General features: G+C 71.1%; 31 protein-coding genes and 1 pseudogene. 6 read left to right on the top strand and 26 right to left on the bottom strand.

The genetic code is table 11. The annotated features are described in order from the left end of the window. Positions 1-190 precede the first annotated feature (190 nt). The 25 genes and pseudogenes from NOCJ54_RS26375 to rpsJ all read right to left on the bottom strand — a co-directional run bounded on the left by NOCJ54_RS26375 (position 191) and on the right by rpsJ (position 13,862). Positions 191-1,366: an isochorismate synthase gene (locus tag NOCJ54_RS26375; protein WP_051485961.1), complete on the bottom strand. Its 1,176-nt coding sequence runs from the start codon at positions 1,364-1,366 to the stop codon at positions 191-193. Between the two features lie 75 nt (positions 1,367-1,441). Then, on the bottom strand, positions 1,442-2,278 hold the full coding sequence (gene map, locus NOCJ54_RS0116435; protein ID WP_028656363.1) for a type I methionyl aminopeptidase: 837 nt from the start codon (positions 2,276-2,278) through the stop codon (positions 1,442-1,444). A gap of 10 nt (positions 2,279-2,288) precedes the next feature. Beyond that, the gene (locus NOCJ54_RS0116430; protein ID WP_028656362.1) at positions 2,289-2,864 is read right to left on the bottom strand and encodes an adenylate kinase; all 576 of its coding nucleotides are present in this window, start codon (positions 2,862-2,864) and stop codon (positions 2,289-2,291) included. Further along, positions 2,861-4,171 carry a preprotein translocase subunit SecY gene (gene secY, locus NOCJ54_RS0116425; protein ID WP_028656361.1) on the bottom strand — a complete coding sequence of 437 codons (1,311 nt, stop codon included), beginning with the start codon at positions 4,169-4,171 and terminating at the stop codon, positions 2,861-2,863. Before secY ends, NOCJ54_RS0116430 begins: the two co-directional genes overlap by 4 nt. Positions 4,172-4,331: 160 nt before the next feature. Then, complete coding sequence (rplO, locus tag NOCJ54_RS0116420) at positions 4,332-4,772, bottom strand: 50S ribosomal protein L15 (RefSeq protein WP_028656360.1); 441 nt, start codon at positions 4,770-4,772, stop codon at positions 4,332-4,334. 2 nt (positions 4,773-4,774) lie between these two features. Beyond that, complete coding sequence (rpmD, locus tag NOCJ54_RS0116415; RefSeq protein WP_028656359.1) at positions 4,775-4,963, bottom strand: 50S ribosomal protein L30; 189 nt, start codon at positions 4,961-4,963, stop codon at positions 4,775-4,777. Beyond that, a complete protein-coding gene (gene rpsE, locus NOCJ54_RS0116410) occupies positions 4,963-5,601 on the bottom strand; it encodes a 30S ribosomal protein S5 (RefSeq protein WP_028656358.1) in 639 nt (212 codons plus the stop codon). Before rpsE ends, rpmD begins: the two co-directional genes overlap by 1 nt. A 25-nt stretch (positions 5,602-5,626) precedes the next feature. Further along, on the bottom strand, positions 5,627-6,010 hold the full coding sequence (rplR, locus tag NOCJ54_RS0116405; RefSeq protein WP_028656357.1) for a 50S ribosomal protein L18: 384 nt from the start codon (positions 6,008-6,010) through the stop codon (positions 5,627-5,629). Between the two features lie 2 nt (positions 6,011-6,012). Further along, positions 6,013-6,552 carry a 50S ribosomal protein L6 gene (gene rplF / locus NOCJ54_RS0116400; RefSeq protein ID WP_028656356.1) on the bottom strand — a complete coding sequence of 180 codons (540 nt, stop codon included), beginning with the start codon at positions 6,550-6,552 and terminating at the stop codon, positions 6,013-6,015. A 22-nt stretch (positions 6,553-6,574) separates the two neighbouring features. Further along, on the bottom strand, positions 6,575-6,979 hold the full coding sequence (rpsH, locus tag NOCJ54_RS0116395) for a 30S ribosomal protein S8 (RefSeq protein WP_028656355.1): 405 nt from the start codon (positions 6,977-6,979) through the stop codon (positions 6,575-6,577). Positions 6,980-7,045: 66 nt separating this feature from the next. Continuing rightward, positions 7,046-7,231, bottom strand: a complete 186-nt coding sequence (locus NOCJ54_RS0116390) for a type Z 30S ribosomal protein S14 (protein WP_011757321.1) — start codon at positions 7,229-7,231, stop codon at positions 7,046-7,048. A gap of 19 nt (positions 7,232-7,250) precedes the next feature. Beyond that, complete coding sequence (gene rplE, locus NOCJ54_RS0116385; protein WP_028656354.1) at positions 7,251-7,820, bottom strand: 50S ribosomal protein L5; 570 nt, start codon at positions 7,818-7,820, stop codon at positions 7,251-7,253. Beyond that, positions 7,820-8,215 (bottom strand): 50S ribosomal protein L24, encoded by a 396-nt coding sequence (gene rplX, locus NOCJ54_RS0116380; RefSeq protein ID WP_028656353.1) that lies wholly within the window; start codon positions 8,213-8,215, stop codon positions 7,820-7,822. The genes rplE and rplX overlap by 1 nt, the downstream gene beginning before the upstream one ends. Continuing rightward, entirely contained in the window at positions 8,215-8,583 is a 369-nt protein-coding gene (gene rplN, locus NOCJ54_RS0116375; protein WP_011757324.1) for a 50S ribosomal protein L14, read from the bottom strand. Before rplN ends, rplX begins: the two co-directional genes overlap by 1 nt. Before the next feature lie 66 nt (positions 8,584-8,649). After that, entirely contained in the window at positions 8,650-8,922 is a 273-nt protein-coding gene (gene rpsQ, locus NOCJ54_RS0116370) for a 30S ribosomal protein S17 (RefSeq protein WP_028656352.1), read from the bottom strand. Continuing rightward, a complete protein-coding gene (rpmC, locus tag NOCJ54_RS0116365) occupies positions 8,922-9,158 on the bottom strand; it encodes a 50S ribosomal protein L29 (protein ID WP_028656351.1) in 237 nt (78 codons plus the stop codon). The genes rpsQ and rpmC overlap by 1 nt, the downstream gene beginning before the upstream one ends. Beyond that, on the bottom strand, positions 9,158-9,577 hold the full coding sequence (rplP, locus tag NOCJ54_RS0116360) for a 50S ribosomal protein L16 (protein WP_028656350.1): 420 nt from the start codon (positions 9,575-9,577) through the stop codon (positions 9,158-9,160). Before rplP ends, rpmC begins: the two co-directional genes overlap by 1 nt. Before the next feature lie 4 nt (positions 9,578-9,581). After that, positions 9,582-10,421, bottom strand: coding sequence for a 30S ribosomal protein S3 (gene rpsC, locus NOCJ54_RS0116355; protein ID WP_028656349.1), 840 nt, complete (start codon positions 10,419-10,421; stop codon positions 9,582-9,584). Beyond that, positions 10,421-10,840 (bottom strand): 50S ribosomal protein L22, encoded by a 420-nt coding sequence (gene rplV / locus NOCJ54_RS0116350; RefSeq protein ID WP_051485960.1) that lies wholly within the window; start codon positions 10,838-10,840, stop codon positions 10,421-10,423. Before rplV ends, rpsC begins: the two co-directional genes overlap by 1 nt. After that, positions 10,837-11,118 carry a 30S ribosomal protein S19 gene (gene rpsS, locus NOCJ54_RS0116345; protein ID WP_028656347.1) on the bottom strand — a complete coding sequence of 94 codons (282 nt, stop codon included), beginning with the start codon at positions 11,116-11,118 and terminating at the stop codon, positions 10,837-10,839. The genes rplV and rpsS overlap by 4 nt, the downstream gene beginning before the upstream one ends. 15 nt (positions 11,119-11,133) lie before the next feature. After that, positions 11,134-11,970 (bottom strand): 50S ribosomal protein L2, encoded by an 837-nt coding sequence (gene rplB, locus NOCJ54_RS0116340; protein WP_028656346.1) that lies wholly within the window; start codon positions 11,968-11,970, stop codon positions 11,134-11,136. Then, a complete protein-coding gene (rplW, locus tag NOCJ54_RS0116335; RefSeq protein ID WP_028656345.1) occupies positions 11,970-12,272 on the bottom strand; it encodes a 50S ribosomal protein L23 in 303 nt (100 codons plus the stop codon). Before rplW ends, rplB begins: the two co-directional genes overlap by 1 nt. A 5-nt stretch (positions 12,273-12,277) precedes the next feature. Next, positions 12,278-12,886, bottom strand: a pseudogene (rplD, locus tag NOCJ54_RS0116330) (50S ribosomal protein L4); the annotation flags it as partial. A gap of 5 nt (positions 12,887-12,891) precedes the next feature. Beyond that, positions 12,892-13,542, bottom strand: a complete 651-nt coding sequence (rplC, locus tag NOCJ54_RS0116325; RefSeq protein WP_028656343.1) for a 50S ribosomal protein L3 — start codon at positions 13,540-13,542, stop codon at positions 12,892-12,894. Between the two features lie 11 nt (positions 13,543-13,553). Beyond that, positions 13,554-13,862: a 30S ribosomal protein S10 gene (gene rpsJ / locus NOCJ54_RS0116320; RefSeq protein WP_007078637.1), complete on the bottom strand. Its 309-nt coding sequence runs from the start codon at positions 13,860-13,862 to the stop codon at positions 13,554-13,556. 404 nt (positions 13,863-14,266) lie between these two features. Here rpsJ and NOCJ54_RS29535 point away from each other — a divergent pair, with 404 nt between their 5' ends. The 5 genes from NOCJ54_RS29535 to NOCJ54_RS0116295 are packed head-to-tail and all read left to right on the top strand — an operon-like array spanning position 14,267 to position 19,669. Next, a complete protein-coding gene (locus NOCJ54_RS29535; protein WP_028656342.1) occupies positions 14,267-15,451 on the top strand; it encodes a hypothetical protein in 1,185 nt (394 codons plus the stop codon). Beyond that, a complete protein-coding gene (locus NOCJ54_RS28455) occupies positions 15,448-16,086 on the top strand; it encodes a DUF4129 domain-containing protein (RefSeq protein ID WP_051485959.1) in 639 nt (212 codons plus the stop codon). Before NOCJ54_RS29535 ends, NOCJ54_RS28455 begins: the two co-directional genes overlap by 4 nt. Next, positions 16,083-17,228 (top strand): DUF4350 domain-containing protein, encoded by a 1,146-nt coding sequence (locus NOCJ54_RS0116305; RefSeq protein WP_028656341.1) that lies wholly within the window; start codon positions 16,083-16,085, stop codon positions 17,226-17,228. Before NOCJ54_RS28455 ends, NOCJ54_RS0116305 begins: the two co-directional genes overlap by 4 nt. Continuing rightward, the gene (locus tag NOCJ54_RS26365) at positions 17,225-18,328 is read left to right on the top strand and encodes an AAA family ATPase (protein ID WP_084255335.1); all 1,104 of its coding nucleotides are present in this window, start codon (positions 17,225-17,227) and stop codon (positions 18,326-18,328) included. Before NOCJ54_RS0116305 ends, NOCJ54_RS26365 begins: the two co-directional genes overlap by 4 nt. Positions 18,329-18,343: 15 nt before the next feature. Next, positions 18,344-19,669, top strand: a complete 1,326-nt coding sequence (locus NOCJ54_RS0116295) for a DUF58 domain-containing protein (protein ID WP_028656340.1) — start codon at positions 18,344-18,346, stop codon at positions 19,667-19,669. Between the two features lie 236 nt (positions 19,670-19,905). Here NOCJ54_RS0116295 and NOCJ54_RS0116290 read toward each other — a convergent pair whose 3' ends face one another. After that, a complete protein-coding gene (locus NOCJ54_RS0116290) occupies positions 19,906-20,910 on the bottom strand; it encodes a stage II sporulation protein M (protein WP_232221812.1) in 1,005 nt (334 codons plus the stop codon). Positions 20,911-21,010: 100 nt separating this feature from the next. Between NOCJ54_RS0116290 and NOCJ54_RS26360 the strand changes: the two genes are divergently transcribed. Continuing rightward, a complete protein-coding gene (locus tag NOCJ54_RS26360; RefSeq protein ID WP_051485958.1) occupies positions 21,011-21,847 on the top strand; it encodes an RDD family protein in 837 nt (278 codons plus the stop codon). Positions 21,848-21,871: the final 24 nt, after the last annotated feature.

Here is a 21,871-nt window from a genome sequence, read left to right as displayed (position 1 = left end):
GAGGTCCTTCCAGGGGTCGGTCAATGGTCGACCGAGGTCTCGTCCGCTGTCCGGATGGACAACCTGCGGGTCCGGAGCGGCACGACGACCGCTCGTACTGACGAGCCCGCAGCGGAGGACTACTCCCCTTGGCTGCCTCCATGGTGACAGACGGACCGGCCCCGACCAAGGCGACCGCCCGCCGGACGTGTCAGGAAGCCGGCTCCCCGGGCGGGGCGAAGCCGGTGACGCGCGCCATCGTGGCGAGCTTCGCGCCGGTCTCGCGCACCTCGAGCGCCGGGTCCGAGCCGGCGACGATGCCCGCGCCGGCGAACAGCCGCAGCTTCGGCCCGTCGATCACCGCGGCGCGGATGGTGACGGCGAACTCGCCGTCGCCGTTGCCGTCGACCCAGCCGACGCAGCCGGCGAAGAAGTCGCGCAGGTCGCCCTCGAGGTCGGCGATGACCGCGTTGGCGGCGGCGGTGGGGACGCCGCCGACGGCGGGCGTCGGGTGCAGCAGCTGGGCCAGGCGCAGCGCGCTCAGTCCGTGGTCGTCACCGGCGAGGCGGGCGCGGATCGGGGTCGCGAGGTGCCACACGGTGTCGGTCGAGAGCAGCTCCGGCGTCGCCGGGTGCTCGATCTCGACGCAGACGTCCTTGAGGGCGTGCACGATCGCGTCGACGACGAACGCGTGCTCGGCGAGGTCCTTGGCGGAGGCCTGCAGGCCGGCGGCGCGCCTCGCGTCCTCGTCGGGGTCGTCGGAGCGCGGCACCGACCCTGCGAGCGGGGTGCAGGTGATGGTGCGGCCGTCGCGGCGGACCAGCAGCTCGGGGCTGGCTCCGACGAGGATCGGCCCCTCCGTCGGCGTGCCGTCCTCGGTGCCCGGCACCAGCGGGACGCTGAAGACGTAGCGGCCCGGTCGGGTCGTGAGCAGCCGGTCGATGATCTCGGCCGGCACGAGCGGCGGCGTGCTGACCACGTCGAGGCAGCGGCCGAGGACGACCTTGTGGAGGTCGCCGCCGGCGATCTTCTCCAGCGCGGCCTCGACCATGACGGCGTACTCGGCCGGGGTCGGGAACTCGGTCACGTCGTAGTGGCGGTCGACGGTCGTGTCGGGCTCGACCCGGAGCAGGGCCCGCTCGGCGCCCTCGACCTGGTGGGCGATGCCCGGGGCCCCGGCGGCGAAGGACAGCGCGCACAGCGCCCGCTCGCCGGGGGCGAGGCCGGCGACGACCTCGTCCGCCCAGCCCGGGTCGGCACCGTCCGGCGTCTGCCAGGTGCGCACCACGCGGCTCGCGACGTAGGCCTGCACCCCGGACGCGAACAGCAGCGGTCGCTCGGCCAGCGCCGCCGGGGTGATCGGCTCGCGAGCGTCGTTCTGGCTCACTGGCGGTCTCCTCCGTGGACGTGCTCGTGGTGCAGCGTCACATGCGGGGCGGCGAGGTCCAAGTCGGAGGGCACCTCAGATCGCGCCGTACGGCGCACCGAGCTCCTCGAGCCGGGCCTGCCCACCGTCCTCGGCGGTCAGCACCCACACCCCCGCGTCGGTGAGCGCGAAGGTGTGCTCGTAGTGCGCCGCCCACGACCGGTCGGCGGAGATGACGGTCCACTCGTCGTCCGCGACCACGGTGTCGGCCGTGCCGAGGGTGACCATCGGCTCGACCGCCAGGGCCATGCCCCGCTTCAGGCGAGGGCCACGGCCGCGCCGCCCCTCGTTCGGGACGTCGGGCTCCATGTGCATCGAGGTGCCGATGCCGTGCCCGGTGTAGCCCTCGACGATGCCGAAGTCGCCGGCGGCTCGGACGAAGCTCTCGACGGCGTGCGAGATGTCGCCGACCCGTCCGCCGACGCGCGCCGCCGCGAGACCCCGCCACAGGGCGTCCTCGGTGACCTGCATCAGCCGCCGCACGTCCTCGGGCACGTCGCCGACGGCAACGGTGATGGCCGCGTCGCCGTGCCAGCCGGTGCCGTCCTCGTCCGCGACGATCGCGCCGCAGTCGATGGAGATGATGTCGCCCTCCTGCAGCACCCGCGGGCCGGGGATGCCGTGCACGACCTCGTCGTTGACCGAGGCGCAGATGCTGGCGGGGAACGGGGGCACCCCGTAGCCCAGGAAGGACGGCACCCCGCCCTGCTCCCGGATGCTCGCCTCGGCGAGCGCGTCGAGGTCGGCCGTGCTCACCCCCGGCTGCACCGCGTCACGCAGGCGCGCAAGGGTGCGACCGACCACGAGCCCCGCGGCGCGCATGGAGCGCACCTGCTCGGGGGTCTTGACCTCGATCCGGTGGTCGAACAGCACCGAGGGCAGGTCAGCTCGTGGTGAGGGCGTCCAGCGCGGAGAAGATCCGCTGCTGGACGTCGGCGATGTCGCCCATGCCGTCGACCGAGACGACCAGGCCGCGGCCCGAGTAGACCTCGATGAGTGGCTCGGTCTCCTCGGCGTAGACCTCGAGGCGACGCCGGATGACGTCCTCGGTGTCGTCGGCGCGACCCTCGATCTCGGCGCGCTTGAGGAGCCGCTCGACGACCGCCTCGCGGTCGACTGTCAGCACCAGGACGGCGTCGAGCTTGTGACCGGTCTCCTCGACCATCGAGTCGAGCTCGGTGACCTGGGCCAGGGTGCGGGGGTAGCCGTCGAGCAGGAAGCCGCCCTCGGCGTCCGGCTCTGCGAGCCGGCTGCGCACCATGTTGTTCGTGACCTCGTCCGGCACGTACTCGCCGGCGTCCATGTAGCGCTTGGCCTCGATGCCGAGCGGCGTGCCGCCGCTGACGTTCGCCCGGAAGATGTCACCGGTCGAGATGGCGGGGATGGAGAAGTGGTCGGCGACCGCGGTGGCCTGGGTGCCCTTGCCGGCGCCCGGGGGGCCCATGATCAGAAGCCTCAACGCAGGAATCCTTCGTAGTTGCGCTGCTGGAGCTGGCTCTCGATCTGCTTCACCGTGTCCAGGGCGACGCCGACCATGATCAGGATGGACGTTCCGCCGAACGGGAAGTTCTGGTTGGCGTCGATCAGCACGAACGCGATGAGCGGCACGAGCGAGATCAGACCCAGGTAGAGCGAGCCCGGCAGGGTGATGCGGGAGAGGACGTAGGACAGGTAGTCCTGGGTCGGCTTACCTGCCCGGATCCCGGGGATGAAGCCGCCGTACTTCTTCATGTTGTCGGACACCTCTTGCGGGTTGAAGGTGATCGACACGTAGAAGTAGGTGAAGAAGATGATGAGCGCGAAGTACGCCGCCATGTGGACCGGGTTGCCCTGGTCGACGAGGTACTCGTTGAGGAAGTCGATGAACCAGTTGGTCGACTCGGCGTTCGCGTTGAACTGCACGGCCATGGCCGGCAGGTAGAGCAGCGAGCTCGCGAAGATGACCGGGATGATGCCGGCCTGGTTCACCTTGAGCGGGATGTAGGTCGAGCTGCCGCCGAACATCTTCCGCCCGACCATGCGGCGGGCGTACTGCACCGGGATCCGGCGCTGCGACTGCTCGATGAAGATGACCGCGGCCACCAGTGCGAGACCGATGGCGATGACGATGCCGAAGGTCCACCAGCCCTGGGTGATCTTGACCTGCCACAGCGCCGCCGGGAAGGTCGCGACGACCTGGGTGAAGATCAGGATCGACATGCCGTTGCCGACGCCGCGCTCGGTGATCAGCTCACCCAGCCACATGATCACGGCCGTGCCGGCGGTCATGGTGATGACCATGACCAGGAAGGTCGCGGTGTTGTCGTCGTGCAGCAGGTCGCGGTCACAGCCCTGCAGCAGGTTGCCGGTGCGTGCCAGCGCGACGATGCCCGTCGCCTGCAGCACGGCGAGGCCCAGCGTCAGGTAGCGCGTGTACTGCGTGATCTTGGTCTGCCCGGCCTGGCCCTCCTTCTTCAGGGCCTCCAGGCGCGGGATCACGACGACGAGCAGCTGCAGGATGATGCTCGCGGTGATGTACGGCATGATGCCGAGCGCGAAGACAGTCAGCTGCAGGAGCGCACCGCCGGAGAACAGGTTCACCAGGCTGTACAGCCCGGCGTTCTCGCCGTCCTGGACGATGTCGATGCACCGCTCCACGTTGGAGACGTGCACACCCGGGGCGGGGATCTGCGAACCGGCCCGGAAGATCACGATGATCAACAGGACGAACAGCAGCTTGCGCCGCAGGTCCGGGGTCCGGAAGGCGTTCACGAACGCGCTGAGCACTCGGGTCCTCTTCTCTCATCGCTGGCCTTGTGGCCAGCGGGAAGCCTAACAGGGCGGTCGCAGAAGCCTGGCGGGGTACGGCGACCTGACCGTGGAGACGAGACGAGGGGCGCGGCGAACCCCAGCTGTGGCTGGGTTCGACGCGCCCCTCGCAGCGCCATCACAGGACCGTGACGGTCCCGCCGGCGCCCTCGATCTTCTCCTTGGCCGAGGCCGAGAACGCGTGCGCGCTCACCGCGACCTTGACCGTCAGGTCGCCCTGGCCGAGCACCTTGACGGGCTCGCCCTTGCGGACGGCGCCCTTGGCGACCAGCGTCTCCGGGGTGACGTCGCCGCCCTCGGGGAACAGCGCGCTGATCTTGTCGAGGTTGACGACCTGGAAGGTCACCTTGAAGGGGTTCTTGAAGCCCTTGAGCTTCGGCAGCCGCATGTGCAGCGGCATCTGGCCACCCTCGAACGCGACGGGGACCTGGTAACGGGCCTTCGTGCCCTTGGTACCACGGCCCGCGGTCTTGCCCTTGGAGCCCTCACCGCGACCCACGCGGGTCTTGGCGGTCTTGGCGCCCGGGGCCGGGCGCAGGTGGTGCAGCTTGAGAGTCATGGTCACTCGCCTCCGACGACCTCGACCGTCACCAGGTGACGGACGGTGTGGACCATGCCCCGGATCTCGGGACGGTCCTCCTTGATGACGACGTCGCCGATCCGCTTGAGGCCCAGGGTGCGCAGGGTCTCGCGCTGGTTGGCCTTCGCGCCGATCTTCGACTTGGTCTGCTGGACCTTGAGCTGAGCCATCAGACGTTCACCGCCTCGGGGGCGGCCGACCTGGCGGCGGCCGCAGCGGCCTCGCCCTCGGCCTTGGCCTTCAGCAGCGCCGCCGGGGCGACGTCCTCGACCGGCAGACCACGACGCGCGGCGACCGACTCGGGCTGCTCCAGCATGCGGAGCGCCTCGACGGTGGCGTGCACGATGTTGATCTGGTTCGACGAGCCCAGCGACTTGCTGAGGACGTCGTGGATGCCGGCGCACTCCAGGACGGCGCGCACCGGACCACCGGCGATGACACCGGTACCGGGAGCGGCCGGGCGCAGGAACACCACGCCGGCAGCCTTCTCGCCCTGGACCGGGTGCGGGATCGTGCCCTGGATGCGGGGGACGCGGAAGAAGTTCTTCTTCGCCTCCTCGACACCCTTGGCGATCGCCGCGGGAACTTCCTTGGCCTTGCCGTAGCCGACGCCGACCAGGCCGTCGCCGTCACCGACGACCACGAGGGCGGTGAAGCTGAAGCGACGACCGCCCTTCACGACCTTGGCGACGCGGTTGATCGCGACGACGCGCTCGACGTACTGGCTCTTCTCGGCACCGCGGCCGTCACGGCCGCCACGGCCGCCACGGTCGCCGCCCGAACGCTGTCCGCGCTGGGGTCCGCTCATGATTTCTCCTCAGTCCTGTTCGCGGTCAGAAGGTCAGGCCGCCCTCGCGGGCGCCATCGGCCAGGGCCGCGATGCGACCGTGATACTTGTTGCCGGCGCGGTCGAAGACGACCGACTCCACGCCCAGCTCCTTGGCACGGGCGGCGACGAGCTCGCCGACCTTCTTGGCCTTGGCGGTCTTGTCGCCGTCGAAGGCGCGCAGGTCGCCCTCGAGGGTCGAGGCCGACGCCAGGGTCTTGCCGACCAGGTCGTCGACGACCTGGGCGGTGATGTGCTTGCTCGAGCGGGTGACCACCAGGCGCGGCCGCTCGGCCGTGCCGGAGATCTTCTTGCGACCGCGGATCTGGCGGCGCAGGCGCGAGCTGGCGCGCGCGGACAGGTTCCGCTTGTGCTTGAGAGTGATCGCCATGGTCACTTACCAGCCTTTCCGACCTTGCGGCGGACGTGCTCGCCGGCGTACCGGACACCCTTGCCCTTGTACGGCTCGGGCTTGCGGAGCTTGCGGATGTTGGCGGCGACCTCGCCGACCAGCTGCTTGTCGATACCGACGACGCCGAGCTTGGTCGGGCCATCCACCGTGAAGGTGATGCCCTCGGGGGCGTCGAAGATGATCGGGTGCGAGTAACCGAGCTGGAACTCCAGCTGGGTCGGGCCCTTCGACAGGACGCGGTAACCCACGCCCACGATCTCGAGCTTCTTCTCGTAGCCCTCGGTCACACCCACGACCATGTTGTTGATCAGGGTGCGGGACAGGCCGTGGAGCGAGCGGGAGACCCGCTCGTCGTCGGGACGCTTGACGTCCAGGACGCCCTCGCCCTTCTCCACGGTGATCGGAGCGGCGACGGTGTGGCTCAGGGTGCCCTTGGGGCCCTTCACCGTGACGTCTGCGCCGTTGATCTGGACGTCGACCCCAGCCGGGACCGGGATGGGGAGCTTGCCGATGCGCGACATGTTCTTCTCTCTCCTTCCCTTGTCACCAGACGTAGGCGAGGACTTCCCCACCCACGCCCTTCTGGTTGGCCTGGCGGTCGGTCAGGAGGCCCTGGCTCGTCGAGATGATCGCGACGCCGAGGCCACCGAGGACCTTGGGCAGACCGGTGTGCTTGGCGTACACGCGCAGACCGGGCTTGCTGATGCGGCGGACGCCGGCGATCGAGCGCTCCCGGTTGCGGCCGTACTTGAGGGTGATCGTCAGCAGCTTGCCGACGCCGTTCTCGTTGTCGGCGACCTCGTAGGAGGTGATGTAGCCCTCCTGCTTGAGGATGCCGGCCACGCCCTCCTTCAGCTTGCTGTACGGCATGGTCACCGCGTCGTGGTACGCCTGGTTGGCGTTGCGCAGACGCGTGAGCATGTCTGCGATCGGGTCAGTCATCGTCATGATGTGTGTTCTTTCTCGAAGTGGTTTCGCACCGGTCCCAGCCGGCGCGACCTGCTACGTGGTGGGTTACCAGCTCGACTTGGTGACACCGGGCAGCTCGCCACGGTGCGCCATCTCGCGCAGGCAGATACGGCACAGGCCGAACTTGCGGTACACGGCCTTGGGGCGGCCGCAGCGCTGGCAACGGGTGTAGCCACGCACCGCGAACTTGGGCTTGCGGGCGGCCTTGACCTTGAGGGCAGTCTTCGCCATGTCTTCTCTCCTCGCTGACTCAGCGCTCAGCGAACGGGAAACCGAGCTGCTTCAGCAGCGCGCGCCCCTGCTCGTCGTTGGTCGCCGTGGTGACGATGGTGATGTCCATGCCCCGCTGGCGGTCGACCTTGTCCTGGTCGATCTCGTGGAACATGACCTGCTCGGTCAGACCGAACGTGTAGTTGCCGCGGCCGTCGAACTGCTTCGGCGACAGACCACGGAAGTCGCGGATACGCGGCAGGGCCAGCGTGAGCAGGCGGTCCAGGAACTCCCACATCCGGTCGCCGCGCAGCGTGACGTGCGTGCCGATCGGCATGCCCTCGCGCAGCTTGAACTGCGCGATGGACTTGCGGGCCTTGGTGACCGCCGGCTTCTGGCCGGTGATCGCGGTCAGGTCGCGGATCGCGCCCTCGATCAGCTTCGAGTCACGCGCGGCCTCGCCGACGCCCATGTTGACCACGATCTTGACGAGGCCGGGCACCTGCATGACGTTGGCGATCTCGAACTCGGACTTGAGCGCCGGGAGGATCTCCTCGCGGTACTTGGTCTTGAGCCGGGGCGTGACCTTCTCGATGGTGCTCTCGGTCATCAGATTTCCTTCCCGGTCTTGCGGGAGATGCGGACGCTGCGCGTCGAGGTGTACTCCGAGCCGTCGGGACGGCGCTTGGTGACCTCGACCCGCTTGTGGCCGACGCGGGTGACGCCGTCACCCTCGACCAGCATCACGTTGGACACGTGGATCGGCGCCTCGGTGGTGATGATGCCGCCGGTGTTGCCGGCGCGACCACCCTGGTCGACGACCTTGGTGTGCTTCTTGATCCGGTTGACGCCCTCGACGATCACCCGCTGCTCCTCACGGAGCACCTTGATGATCTTGCCCTCGGCGCCCTTGTCCTTGCCGGCGATGACCTTGACGGTGTCGCCCTTCTTGACGTGGAGGTTGGGACGCTTGCGGTCCTGCTCCGACTTCCTGCGGGCAGCCATCACAGCACCTCCGGCGCGAGCGAGATGATCTTCATGAACTTCTTCTCCCGCAGCTCACGGCCGACGGGGCCGAAGATGCGGGTACCGCGGGGCTCGCCGTCGTTCTTGAGGATCACCGCGGCGTTCTCGTCGAAGCGGATGTACGAGCCGTCGGGACGACGGCGCTCCTTGACGGTGCGCACGACGACCGCCTTGACGACGTCGCCCTTCTTGACGTTGCCGCCGGGGATGGCGTCCTTGACGGTGGCGACGATGACGTCACCGATCCCGGCGTAGCGACGACCGGAGCCGCCGAGCACCCGGATGCAGAGGATCTCCTTCGCACCGGTGTTGTCGGCGACCTTGAGTCGCGACTCCTGCTGAATCATCGATTTCTCCTGGTTGTCGTGCCGGTTCTCGGCCCCTCACCGGGGGCCGAGCCTGGCCGAACGGAATTACTTGGCGCGCTCGAGGATCTCCACCACGCGCCAGCGCTTGGTGGCCGACAGCGGGCGGGTCTCCATGATGAGGACGCGGTCGCCGACGCCGCACTCGTTCTGCTCGTCGTGGGCCTTGAGGCGCGTGTTGCGCCGCATGACCTTGCCGTACAGCGCGTGCTTGACGCGGTCCTCGACGGACACGACCACGGTCTTGTCCATCTTGTCGCTCACGACCAGGCCCTCACGGGTCTTGCGCGCGTTGCGCTGGTTCTCGGTCGTCTCGGCCATCAGTTCTCCTCCTCCGAACCCGGAGCGGTCCGGATGCCGAGCTCGCGCTCACGCACCACGGTGTAGATCCGGGCGATGTCCTTCTTGACCGTGCGGAGCCGGCCGTGGCTCTCCAGCTGGCCAGTGGCCGCCTGGAACCGCAGGTTGAACAGCTCCTCCTTGGCCTCGCGCAGCTTGGCCTCGAGGTCGACGTCGTTGAGCTCGTCGAGCTCGTGCGCGCGGATGACGTTCGCCATCAGAACTCACCAGCCTCTCGCGTGATGAATCGGGCCTTCATGGGCAGCTTGTGGATCGCGCGACGCATGGCCTCGCGAGCCACGTCCTCCGGCACACCCGACAGCTCGAACATGACGCGGCCCGGCTTGACGTTGGCGACCCACCACTCGGGGGAACCCTTACCGGAACCCATGCGGGTCTCGGCAGGCTTCTTGGTGAGGGGGCGGTCCGGGTAGATGTTGATCCAGACCTTTCCGCCACGCTTGATGTGGCGGGTCATGGCGATACGGGCCGACTCGATCTGGCGGTTGGTGACGTAAGCACCCTCGATCGCCTGGATACCGAAGTCACCGAACGCCAGCGACGTACCGCCCTTGGCGGCACCCCGACGCTTCGGGTGGTGCTGCTTGCGGTGCTTGACGCGACGCGGCATCAACATGTCGTCAGCCCTCCTGGGTCTCTGCCGGGGTGGTGGCCTGCGCCGTGTCGCCGCCGGCCGGAGCCTCGGTCACGGCGGGGGCGTCGCCACCACGGTCCGAGCGGTTGGGACGGTCGCCGCGCGAGCCGCGGGTCGGACGGTCGCCACCGCGGTTGGGACGGCCACCGCGGCCGGGGACGCCGGCGCGGGCAGCGGCCTGGGCCTGGCGCTCGGCACGGGTGCCGGCGACCTCGCCCTTGTAGATCCACACCTTCACGCCGATGCGGCCGAAGGTGGTGCGGGCCTCGTAGAAGCCGTAGTCGATGTCGGCGCGCAGCGTGTGCAGCGGGACGCGGCCCTCGCGGTAGAACTCGGTGCGCGACATCTCGGCGCCGTTGAGGCGGCCGGAGCACTGGATCCGGATGCCCTTGGCACCGGAACGCATCGAGGTCTGCATGGCCTTGCGCATCGCGCGGCGGAACTGCACGCGGCCCGAGAGCTGCTCGGCGACACCCTGGGCGACCAGCTGCGCGTCGATCTCGGGGTTCTTGACCTCGAGGATGTTCAGCTGGACCTGCTTGCCCGTGAGCTTCTCGAGCTCGCCACGGATCCGGTCGGCCTCGGCGCCACGGCGACCGATGACGATGCCCGGACGCGCGGTGTGGATGTCGACGCGGACCCGGTCACGGGTGCGCTCGATCTCGACCTTGGCGATGCCGGCCCGCTCCATGCCCTTGCTGAGCAGCTTGCGGATGGCGACGTCCTCGCCGACGTAGGACTTGTACAGCTTGTCGGCGTACCAACGCGACTTGTGGTCGGTCGAGATGCCGAGGCGGAAGCCGTTCGGGTTGATCTTCTGACCCATTACTTCTTGCCCTTCTTCGCGACGACGTCGGCCGGCTGGACCGCGATGGTGATGTGGCTGGTGCGCTTGTTGATCCGGGTGGCCCGGCCCTGCGCACGCGGACGCCAGCGCTTCATCGTCGGGCCCTCGTCGACCCGCGCGACGGAGACGACCAGGTCACCGGAGGCGAGGCCCTCGGTGGTGGTCGCGTTCGCGACGGCGGAGCTGAGGACCTTGTAGACGGTCTCGGCGGCCGACTGGGGCGCGAACTCCAGCAGGGTCAGCGCCTCGTCCGCGGGCAGGCCACGGACCAGGTCGACGACGCGGCGCGCCTTCATCGGGGTGATGCGCACGAAGCGGGCGGTCGCGAAGGCGCCGGGCTCGTCGCCCAGGATCGACTCGCGACGCGCGCTGGTGCGGTGACGCTCAGTGGTGCTCATCGACGGCGTCCCTTCCGGTCTTCCTTGACGTGGCCGCGGTAGGTGCGCGTGGGGGCGAACTCACCGAGCTTGTGGCCGACCATCGAGTCGGAGATGAAGACCGGGACGTGCTTGCGGCCGTCGTGGACGGCGATGGTGTGGCCGATCATCGAGGGGATGATCATCGACCGACGCGACCAGGTCTTGATGACGTTGTGGGTGCCCTTCTCGTTCTCGGCGTCCACCTTCTTGAGGAGGTGGCCGTCGACGAAGGGGCCCTTCTTCAGGCTGCGAGGCATCTCTGACGGTTCCTATCAGCGCTTGTTCTTGCCGGACTTGCGGCGTCGGATGATCTGGGAGTCGCTGGCCTTGCGCTTGCGCGTACGGCCCTCGGGCTTGCCCCACGGCGAGACCGGGTGACGACCACCCGAGGTCTTGCCCTCACCACCACCGTGCGGGTGGTCGACCGGGTTCATGACGACACCGCGGACGGTCGGGCGCTTGCCCTTCCAGCGCATGCGGCCGGCCTTGCCCCAGTTGATGTTCGACTGCTCGGCGTTGCCGACCTCGCCGACGGTGGCGCGGCAGCGCACGTCGACGAAGCGCATCTCGCCCGACGGCAGGCGCAGCGTGGCGCGCGAACCCTCACGGGCGACCAGCTGCGCGCTGTTGCCGGCCGAGCGGGCCAGCTTGGCGCCGCCACCGGGGCGGAGCTCGACGCAGTGGATGGTGGTACCGACCGGGATGTTGCGCAGCGGCAGGTTGTTGCCCGGCTTGATGTCAGCGTTGACACCCGACTCGACCCGCATGCCCTGGACGAGGTCCTTCGGCGCGACGATGTAGCGCTTCTCGCCGTCGGCGTAGTGCAGGAGCGCGATGCGCGCCGTGCGGTTCGGGTCGTACTCGATGTGCGCGACCTTGGCCGGCACGCCGTCCTTGTCGTAGCGACGGAAGTCGATGACGCGGTAGGCACGCTTGTGGCCACCGCCCTGGTGCCGGGTGGTGATCCGGCCCTGGTTGTTGCGACCGCCCTTCTTGGGCAGCGGACGCGTCAGGGACTTCTCCGGGGTGGTCCGGGTGATCTCGGCGAAGTCGGCCACCGAGGAGCCACGACGGCCCGGGGTGGTCGGCTTGTACTTGCGGATAGCCATCAGGCCTGACCTCCGAAGATGTCGATGCGGTGACCCTCGGCCAGGCTCACGATGGCGCGCTTGGTGTCCTTGCGCTTGCCGAGGCCGTGCCGGGTGCGGCGGACCTTGCCCGGACGGTTGAGGGTGTTGACCGAGGTGACCTTGACGCCGAACACCTTCTCGACCGCGATCTTGATCTCGGTCTTGTTGGCGTCGGGGCGCACCAGGAACGTGTACTTGTTGTTGTCGAGGAGGCCGTAGCTCTTCTCGGACACGACCGGCGCGATCAGGACGTCGCGGTGGTCCTTGTGCAGGGTGCTCATCAGTTGCTCTCCTCCTGGGCGTTGCCACCGGCGACGAACAGGTCGAACGCGGCCTTGCTGAACACCACGTCGTCGCTCGCGAGCACGTCGTAGGTGTTGAGCTGGTCGACGGCCACGATGTGCACCTCGGGAGCGTTGCGCAGCGACAGCCAGGTGAGGCTGTCGGTCCGCTCGAGCACCACGAGGAACTTGCGGCGGTCGGACAGCTCGAAGAGCGACGCGAGCGCGGCCTTGGTGGACGGCTTGTCGCCCGACACGAGGCCCTCGACGACGTGGATGCGCTCGTTGCGGGCCCGGTCGGTGAGGGCACCGCGCAGGGCGGCGGCCTTCATCTTCTTCGGGGTCCGCTGCGAGTAGTCACGCGGCTGCGGGCCGTGGACGGTGCCACCGCCGGCGAACTGCGGCGCACGGGTCGAGCCCTGGCGGGCGCGGCCGGTGCCCTTCTGCTTGTAGGGCTTCTTGCCGCCACCGCGGACCTCGCCGCGGGTCTTGGTGGCGTGCGTGCCCTGCCGGGCGGCCGCCTGCTGGGCGACGACGACCTGGTGGATCAGCGGGACGTTGACCTCGACGTCGAAGATCGACGAGGGGAGGTCGACGGAAACGGTCTTGGCCATGGCGATCAGCCCTTCTTCGCGGCCGTGCGCAGGACGACGAGGCCGCCCTTGGGGCCGGGGACGGCGCCCTTGAGGAGGACCAGGCCCTTCTCGACGTCGACGGCGTGGACGGTGACGTTCTGGGTGGTGACGGTGTCGGAACCCATGCGGCCGGCCATGCGCAGGCCCTTGAACACGCGGCCCGGCGTGGCGCAGGCGCCGATCGAGCCCGGCTTGCGGTGGTTGCGGTGGGCACCGTGCGAGGCGCTCACACCGGCGAAGCCGTGACGCTTCATGACACCGGCGAAGCCCTTGCCCTTGCTGGTGCCGGTCACGTCGATGGCCTGGCCGGCCTCGAACGTGTCGACGGCCAGCTCCTGGCCAACGGTGTACTCGGCAGCGTCCGCGGTGCGGATCTCGACGAGGTGACGACGCGGGGTCGTGCCGGCCTTGGCGAAGTGACCCGCCTGCGGCTTGTTGACCTTGCGGCCCTCGATCTCGCCGTAGCCGATCTGGATGGCGTTGTAGCCGTCCGGCTCGGGCTGGCGAACCTGGGTGACCACGTTGGTGCCAGCGGCGACGACGGTCACCGGGACGACGCGGTTGTTCTCGTCCCACAGCTGGGTCATGCCGAGCTTGGTGCCCAGCAGCCCCTTCACGTTGCGCTCAATAGTCATGTCGGCAAACCTCAGAGCTTGATCTCGATGTCGACACCGGCCGGGAGGTCGAGGCGCATCAGGCTGTCGACGGTCTTCGGCGTGGGGTCGATGATGTCGATGAGCCGCTTGTGGGTGCGCATCTCGAAGTGCTCGCGCGAGTCCTTGTACTTGTGCGGCGAGCGGATGACGCAGAAGACGTTCTTCTCGGTCGGCAGCGGGACCGGGCCCGCGACCTTCGCACCCGTACGGGTGACCGTGTCGACGATCTTGCGCGCCGAGGTGTCGATCACCTCGTGGTCATAGGCCTTGAGCCTGATGCGGATCTTCTGTCCCGCCATAGGTCTCTCTCGTCCTTACTCGTCCGTGCCATGTCGGCTCGTTCTGTGGGCCAGCCCCCGACCCCCGAGGTCGGGCGTGTCGCGCCTGTTGAACGCGCACGTCTCCCGTCCTGGGGGAAGTGGAGCTGTTGTTCTCGGCTGCTTCGGGTCTCGGCGCGGTGCGACCAACGTCGACCACCGCGCACGCTCACCGCGGTGCGGGAGTGTCCGGAAACCGGATTCCAGCTCCACGAGGGAGACACGATTCAGTAGTCAAGGTGTGGCACGCACCCCGACGAACCCCGTCGGAGCAACCGGAACATCTTGGCAGAGTTCGGCGCGGCCAACAAATCGACAAGGAGGTCCCCCGGCCAGGCTGTTGCCGCCTGCAAGGATGGGCGCACCCCCAGCGACCGAGGAGAGCCATGACCGACGGCCCGCACGCGTTCCCGCCACCGGGTGCGCCGCCGCCGGAGCAGCCTGCGTCCCAGCCCGCCCAGACCGCCTTCCCGGGGCACCCGGGTCACCCCGGCTACCCGGGCTACCCGGGTACGGCGGCCTTCCCGGCACCGGGCGCTCCCCCGCCGGCCGACGCTCCCCCGCCCGGGTGGGCGACGTACCCCGCCCCCGGGCCGGGCCCGCGGCCCGGCCTGGCGTTGGGCGCCGCCCACAAGCCGGGCGCCTTCCCGCTGCGCCCGCTCGGGCTCGGCGACCTCTACGACGGCGCCTTCCGGATCATCCGGTTCAACCCACGGGCGACGGTCGGCGCGGCGGTGCTGGTGACCGCCGTCGCCATGCTGCTGCCCGTGGTGATCACGACCGTGCTCACCCTCACCGCCGGGCTCGCCGTCGACCTGACTGCGGAGGAGGCCGACCTGACCACCGGCGAGGCGGTCGGGCTGGTCGCGGCGTACGGCTCGCTGGTCGTCTCCTACTTCCTGTCCTTCGTCGGCATCGCCCTGGTCACCGGGATGGTGGTGCACGTGACCCGCGCCGCCGCGGTCGGGCGCCGGCTGGGCCTGGCCGAGGCCTGGGCGGCGACGCACGGGAAGCGCTGGCGGCTGATCGGCCTCGTCACGCTGTCGATCGTCGCCTTCCTGCTCCTGACCACCGCCTACGTCCTGATGTGGGTCGTCGTGGTGGTGGCCGGCCTGCCCGCGGGGCTGGTCGTGCTGTGGGGACTGCTCAGCGTGCCGGCCTTCATCGCACTCTGCTGCTGGCTGTGGATCAAGGCCTACTACCTCGCCGTCCCGGTGCTCATGCTCGAGCCGGTCGGGGTGTTCGGCTCCATCGGCCGGGCATGGCGGCTGACCACCCGGCACTTCTGGCGGACCTTCGGCCTCGCGCTGCTGACCGCCCTCATCGGCGCCATCGGCGGGAGCATCCTGTCGACCCCGTTCTCCCTCATCGGCCAGTTCGGCGTCTTCGTCGTCCCGGAGTACGCCCTGCTGCTGCTCGTGGTGACCCAGGCGCTCGCGATGGTGGTGCAGAACGCGTTCAGCGCTCCCTTCCTCGCCAGCGTCAACTCGATGCAGTACCTCGACCTGCGCATCCGCAAGGAGGCGCTCGACGTCGAGCTGCTGCGGGAGGCGGGGATCATCTCCGCATGACGCCGCTCGCCGCCCTCCTCGCCGGGAGCCTCGAGCCGCCGCTGGACCCCAGCGGCGACGAGGCGCGCCGGAGCCTGCGGCGCGAGCTGGCGGACCCGAAGTACTACGACACCGACCTGCTCCAGCGCCTCCGGGACTGGCTGGAGCGCACCGTCGGCCGGACCATCGAGGGGGTCTCCGGCTCGCGGCCGCTGTCCGCGCTGCTCGCGATCCTCGTCGCGATGGCGCTGGTCGCCGCGGTGATCCTCATCGTGTCCCGCGCCCGGCGCACCGCGCGCGCCGGGCGGCGGCCGGCCGCGGCGCTGACCGACGAGGTGATCACCGCCGCGGAGCTGCGGGCACGGGCGGAGGCGGCGCTCGCGGCCGGCGACTCCTCGGCCGCCCTCGTCGACGCCTTCCGCGCCCTGGCGGTCCGGCAGGTCGAGCGGCACCGCATCGAGGACGTCCCCCAGGCGACCGCGCACGAGCTCGCCCGCGCCCTCGCCGCGGAGTTCCCCGCGCACGCCGGCGCGGTGCACCACGGGGCGGACCTCTTCGACCAGACCCTGTACGGCGAGCGGGAGGCCACCCCCGGCCAGGCCCGCGAGCTGCTCGACCTCGACGACGCGCTCGCGGGACGGGCGGTCCGCCGGTGACCCTCACCCGCCCCCGACGGACCACGGTGCTGGTCGCGCTCGCGCTCGTCGCCGCGCTCCTGGTCGCCGTGTGGTCCACCCGCGGCAGCACCGAGTACCCGACCCCGCTCGACCCGCGCAACCCCGGACCCGACGGCGCCCAGGCGCTCGCCGAGGTGCTCGACGACCAGGGCGTCGCGGTCACCGTCGTCCGCTCGGCCGACGCGCTGGAGGACACCACGGTCGGCGAGGACACCACGGTGCTGGTCACCGCCACCGCCGCGCTCTCACCGCGCACCCTCGACCGGCTCCGCCGGCACGCGGAGCCGGCCCGCCTCGTGCTGGTCGAGCCGTCGTACTCCCTGGTCCGGGAGATCGACGAGGACCTGCGCGCCACCACCGTCTACCCCGACGAGGTCGAGGCCGCGTGCGAGGCCGGGTCCGCCCCGGCCGGCACCGACCTGTCCGACCTGACCATCGAGGTCGACCAGCTCACCGTCTTCACCGGCGGCGACGCGCTCGACGGCGCCCGGTGCTTCCCGACCAGCGGCGGCGTGGTCGTGGCCGAGTCACGCGCCCACGACCTCGTGCTCCTGGGCGCGGGCCAGGCGCTCACCAACGACCAGGTGCTGCGCGCCGACAACGCCGCGCTCGCGCTGCGCGTGGCCGGCGGCAGCAACCGCCTCGTCTGGTACGTCCCGGACCCGACCGACGCCGGCGCGGACGAGGTGGTCTCCCTCGGCTCCCTGCTGCCCCGCTGGGTGGTGCCCGGGCTGTGGCTGACCGCGCTCGCCCTGCTCGGCCTGCTGCTGTGGCGGGTGCGCCGGCTCGGGCCGCTCTCGCGCGAGCCCCTGCCGGTCGTGGTGCGGGCGGTGGAGACCGCACGGAGCCGGGGCCGGATGTACCGCCGCAGCGGCGACCGCCGGCACGCCGCCGGCGTCCTGCGCCGGGCCGCGCGCACCGACGTCGCCGCCCGCCTCGGCCTGGACCGTCGGGCCGGCACCGGCGAGGTCGTCGAGGCGACCGCCCGCCACACCGGCGCACCCCTCGAGCAGGTCGCCGCCCTGCTCGACGACCACGGCCACGTCCCCGCGAGCGACCAGGACCTGGTCGCGCTCGCCCAGGAGCTCGCCCGTCTCAGGAAAGAGGTACGACGAGGATGACCGATCTGACGAAGCACACCCCGCCCCCGCCACCGCCGTACGGCACGGGCGGTCCCGGCGAGGCCGGGGGCCCCGGTGGCCCGAGCGGCGTCGGAGGGTCCGGCTGGTCCGGCGGGTCCGGCGTCCCCGGCTCCGGCGGCGCCGGGGACGCGGCGCTGCGCGAGCGGCTGCTCGCCGTGCGGCAGGAGGTCGCGAAGGCCGTCGTCGGCCAGGACGCCGCGGTGTCCGGCCTGCTCGTCGCGCTGCTGTGCGGCGGCCACGTGCTGATGGAGGGCGTGCCTGGCACGGCGAAGACGCTGCTCGTGCGCACCCTCGCCGCCAGCCTGTCGGTGCAGACCCGGCGCGTGCAGTTCACGCCCGACCTGATGCCGGGCGACATCACCGGCTCGCTGGTGATCGACTCGAAGAACGCCGGCGAGCTGTCGTTCCGCGAGGGCCCGATCTTCACGAACCTGCTGCTCGCCGACGAGATCAACCGGACGCCCCCGAAGACGCAGTCGGCGCTGCTGGAGGCGATGGAGGAGGGCCAGGTGTCCGCCGACGGCGTCACCCGCCAGCTCCCCCGGCCGTTCCTCGTCGCCGCCACGCAGAACCCGGTCGAGTTCGAGGGCACCTACCCGCTGCCCGAGGCCCAGCTGGACCGCTTCCTGCTCAAGGTGGTGCTGCCGGTGCCGCCGCGCGACGACGAGGTCACCATCCTGACCCGCCACGCCTCCGGCTTCGACCCGCGCGACGTGGCGGGCGCCGGGGTCACCGCGGTCGCCAGCGGTGAGGACATCGAGGCCGCCCAGGCAGCCGTGCGCACCGTGCAGGTCTCGCCCGAGGTGGCGGCGTACATCGTCGACGTCGCGCGCGCCACCCGGCAGTCGCCGAGCCTGTCGCTGGGCGTCAGCCCGCGTGGTGCGACCGCGCTGCTGCGCGCCGCCCGCGCGTGGGCGTGGCTCTCGGGCCGCGACTTCGTGACGCCCGACGACGTCAAGGCGCTCGCCCAGGCCACCCTCGTCCACCGGCTCGGGCTGCGGCCCGAGGCCGAGCTCGAGGGTGTCGACGTCGCGCAGGTGCTGGCCTCGGCCATCGCCTCCGTGCCCGTCCCGCGCTGAGCCACCGGGGTCGACATGGCGATCTCCGGGCGCGTGCCGCTGCTGCTCCTGCTGGGGCTGGTGGCGGTCGTGCTGCGCCCCGAGGGCAGCACCGTGTGGCTGTGGCTGCTCGGGGTGCTGCTGCTCGTCGGCATCGACCTCGCCGTCGCACCGGCGCCGGCGTCGGTCACGCTCACCCGCCGCCAGCCGGGCACGGTCCGCCTCGGCGACCCCGCGACCGCCGGGCTGCGGGTCGCCGCCACCCGCAGCGGCCGGGTCCAGGTGCGTGACGCCTGGCAGCCGTCGGCCGGCGCCACCGACAACCGGCACCGCTTCCACCTGCGCGCCGGTGAGTCGCGCCGGCTCACCACCCCGCTCCTCCCCCGCCGCCGCGGCGACCTGCACGCCGCCGGGGTGACGGTGCGGACCTGGGGACCGCTCGGCCTCGCCGCCCGGCAGCGGACCTACGACGTCCCCGGCACCGTGCGGGCGCTGCCGCCCTTCGAGTCCCGCAAGCACCTGCCGTCCCGGCTGGCGCGGCTGCGCGACCTCGACGGGCGCGCCGCCGTACGCGTGCGGGGGCAGGGCACGGAGTTCGACTCGCTGCGGGAGTACGTCCGCGGTGACGACGTCCGCTCCATCGACTGGCGCGCCTCCGCCCGCGCCCCGCACGTGGTCGTGCGCACCTGGCAGCCCGAGCGGGACCGGCGGGTGGTGATCGTCCTCGACACCTCCCGCACCTCCGCCGGCCGCGTCGCCCGCTCCGTCGACGAGGACGTCGCCGACGGCATGCCGCGCCTCGACGCCGCGATGGACGCCGCCCTCCTCCTCGGCGCCCTCGCCTCGCGTGCTGGCGACCGGATCGACTTCCTGGCCGGCGACCGCCGCGTCCGCGCCCGGCAGCGCGTCCACGGCGTCCGCGACGTCGCCGCCCGCCTGCAGGAGCAGATGGCCGACCTCGAGCCCACGCTCGTCGAGGCCGACTGGGACGCACTGGCCGGCGGCGTCCAGGAGTTCGGCCGCCAGCGCGCCCTCGTCGTCCTGCTCACCGCGCTCGAGCCGTCCGCCATCGCCGACGGCCTCCTCCCGGTCCTGCCGGCCCTGACCCGCCACCACCGCGTCGTCCTCGCCTCGGTCCGCGACCCCGAGCTCGGCCACCTCGCCGACGTCTCGGCCACCGACCGGCCGACCGCCGACGCCGTCTACGACGCCGCCGCCGCCGAGCACGAGCTCGAGCGGCGGGCCCGGATGGAGGAGGTGCTCGCCCGCCTCGGGGTGGACGTCGTCGACGCCGACGCCGCCCAGCTCCCCCCGGCGCTGGCCGACCACTACCTGCACCTGAAGGCGCAGGGGTTGCTGTAGGGCGCGGGAGCACCAGCCGTCACAGGAATCACCGCTCCGGCGGCGATTCCCGGACTTGTTGACTCCTGCAGCAGCCAACAAGTCCCAGAAGCGGCCACCAGGTACGCCGCCCGGCCGCGTCCTGCAGCATGGACCCCACCAGCCTCACCCGTCCCGAGAATCACCACCCAGGCGGTGATTCCTGCACTTCCCGACCGTTGCAACGGCCAGGAACCAGCAGGAAAGGGGCAGGAAGCTCAGCCCTGGGTGGCGACCCGGTCCTCGAGCAGCTCGGCCCCCAGGTCCCCGGTCGCTCCGCGCGCCACCGCGGCGCGGCCGACGACGAAGACGTAGGCGAGGAAGACGACCTCGGCGAGGATGCCGATCGCGATGCGGGCCCAGGTCGGCAGCGGGGAGGGAGTCACGAAGGCCTCGATCACCCCGCTGATCGCGAGCACCACGCCGAGGCCGAGGGCCACGGTGACCGCGGTGCGGCCCTCGCGGGCCAGCGAGGCGGCGCGGCTGAGGTCGCGGGGCTCGACCCACGACCAGAACAGGCGCAGGCCGACGCCGCCGGCGACGAAGACGCAGGTGAGCTCGAGCAGGCCGTGCGGGATGATCAGGCCCCAGAACACCTCGCCGCGGTCGTGGCGGATCATCAGCGAGCCGACGATGGCGAGGTTCGCGATGTTCTGGAAGAGGAGCCAGATCACCGGCAGGCCGAGGATGCCGAGCGCGATGCACAGCCCGGACACCCAGGTGTTGTTGAGCCACACGTGGGTGGCGAAGGCGCCGGCGGCGTTCTCGCTGTAGTAGCTCTCGAAGTCGCTGTTGACCAGCTGCTCGACCTGCTGCGGGTCGAGGAGGTTCTGCTCGACCGACGGGTTGCCGACCAGCCAGGCCATCATCACGCCGGTGACGACGACGTTGCCGGCCAGGCACGCCAGCCACCACCAGCGCAGCCGGTAGAGCGCGGCCGGGAACCGGTCGGTGAAGAAGTGCAGCACCCCGCGCCAGCTGGGCACCCGCGCGGCCAGCATCGCGATCCGGGCCCGGCCCAGCAACGACGAGAGGTAGGCGACCAGCTGGGCGTCCGGCGCCGAGGTGCGTACGACGGACAGGTGGGTCGCGACCTGCTGGTAGCGGTCGACGAGCTCGTCGGCCTCCGCGCCGCTCCGCCGGCGCTGGCGCACCAGCTGCTCCAGGCGGGCCCACGAGTGCGAGTGGGCCGCGACGTAGGCGTCGAGGTCGATGCGCGGCACGGGTGCAGCCTACGGTCCCCGGCCACGCGGTCCGCACCATCCACCGGCGCCCACCCGGCATCCACCCGGCGCCACCCGCGGGTCTCCTAGGCTGTGCCCGATGTCCGCACCCGACTTCGCCACCGTCACCGCCGACGACCTCGTCACCGGCGAGGGCGTCGCGCTCGACCTGCCCGCCGCCTCCCTGGGCCTGCGGCTGGCCAGCGGCGTCATCGACGTGCTGGTCACGATCGTGTCGTTCGTCGTGCTCTACATCGTCCTGGTGGTCACCGCACTCCAGCTCCGCGACGAGGCCGCGGTGGGTGCGGCGGTCGTGCTGGCGACCATCGTCGCCCTGCTCGGCGTGCCCACGACCGTCGAGACGCTGACCCGAGGCCGCTCGATCGGCAAGCTGGCGCTCGGCCTGCGCACGGTGCGCGACGACGGCGGGGCGATCTCGTTCCACCACGCGCTGGTGCGCGCGCTGATCGGCGTCGTCGAGATCTACTTCCTCAGCGGCGCCCCGGCGTTCTTCGCGGTCATGCTGAGCAGCCGCGGCAAGCGGCTGGGCGACTACGCCGCCGGCACCTACGTCGTGCGCGACCGCGTCCCGCTGCGGCTCCCGCCGCCCCCGGAGATGCCGCCACCGCTCGCGGCGTGGGCACGTCGGACCGACCTCGCCGCGCTGCCGACCGGCACCGCGCTGGCGGTACGCCAGTTCCTCAACCGGGTCGGCACGCTGGACCCGCTCTCCCGCGACCGGGTCGCCCGCACGCTGCTGGCCGACGTGCTTCCCCACGTCGCACCGGCGCCGCCGCCGGGTGCGCCGCCGGAGATGGTGCTGGTCGCCGTGGTCGCCGAGCGCCGGCGCCGCGACCTGGAGCGGCTGCGCCGCGACGAGGCGCTGCGTACCCGCCTGCTGGAGCGCGCCCCGCAGGTCCCCCGATCTGGCAGGTGATCCCGCACACCTGCTGGGTAGGTT

The organism is Nocardioides sp. J54 (assembly GCF_000519005.1).
Lineage (GTDB): Bacteria > Actinomycetota > Actinomycetes > Propionibacteriales > Nocardioidaceae > Nocardioides.
Note: the sequence above shows the minus strand (reverse complement) of the source record. Positions and strands in the feature narration are given on the sequence as shown.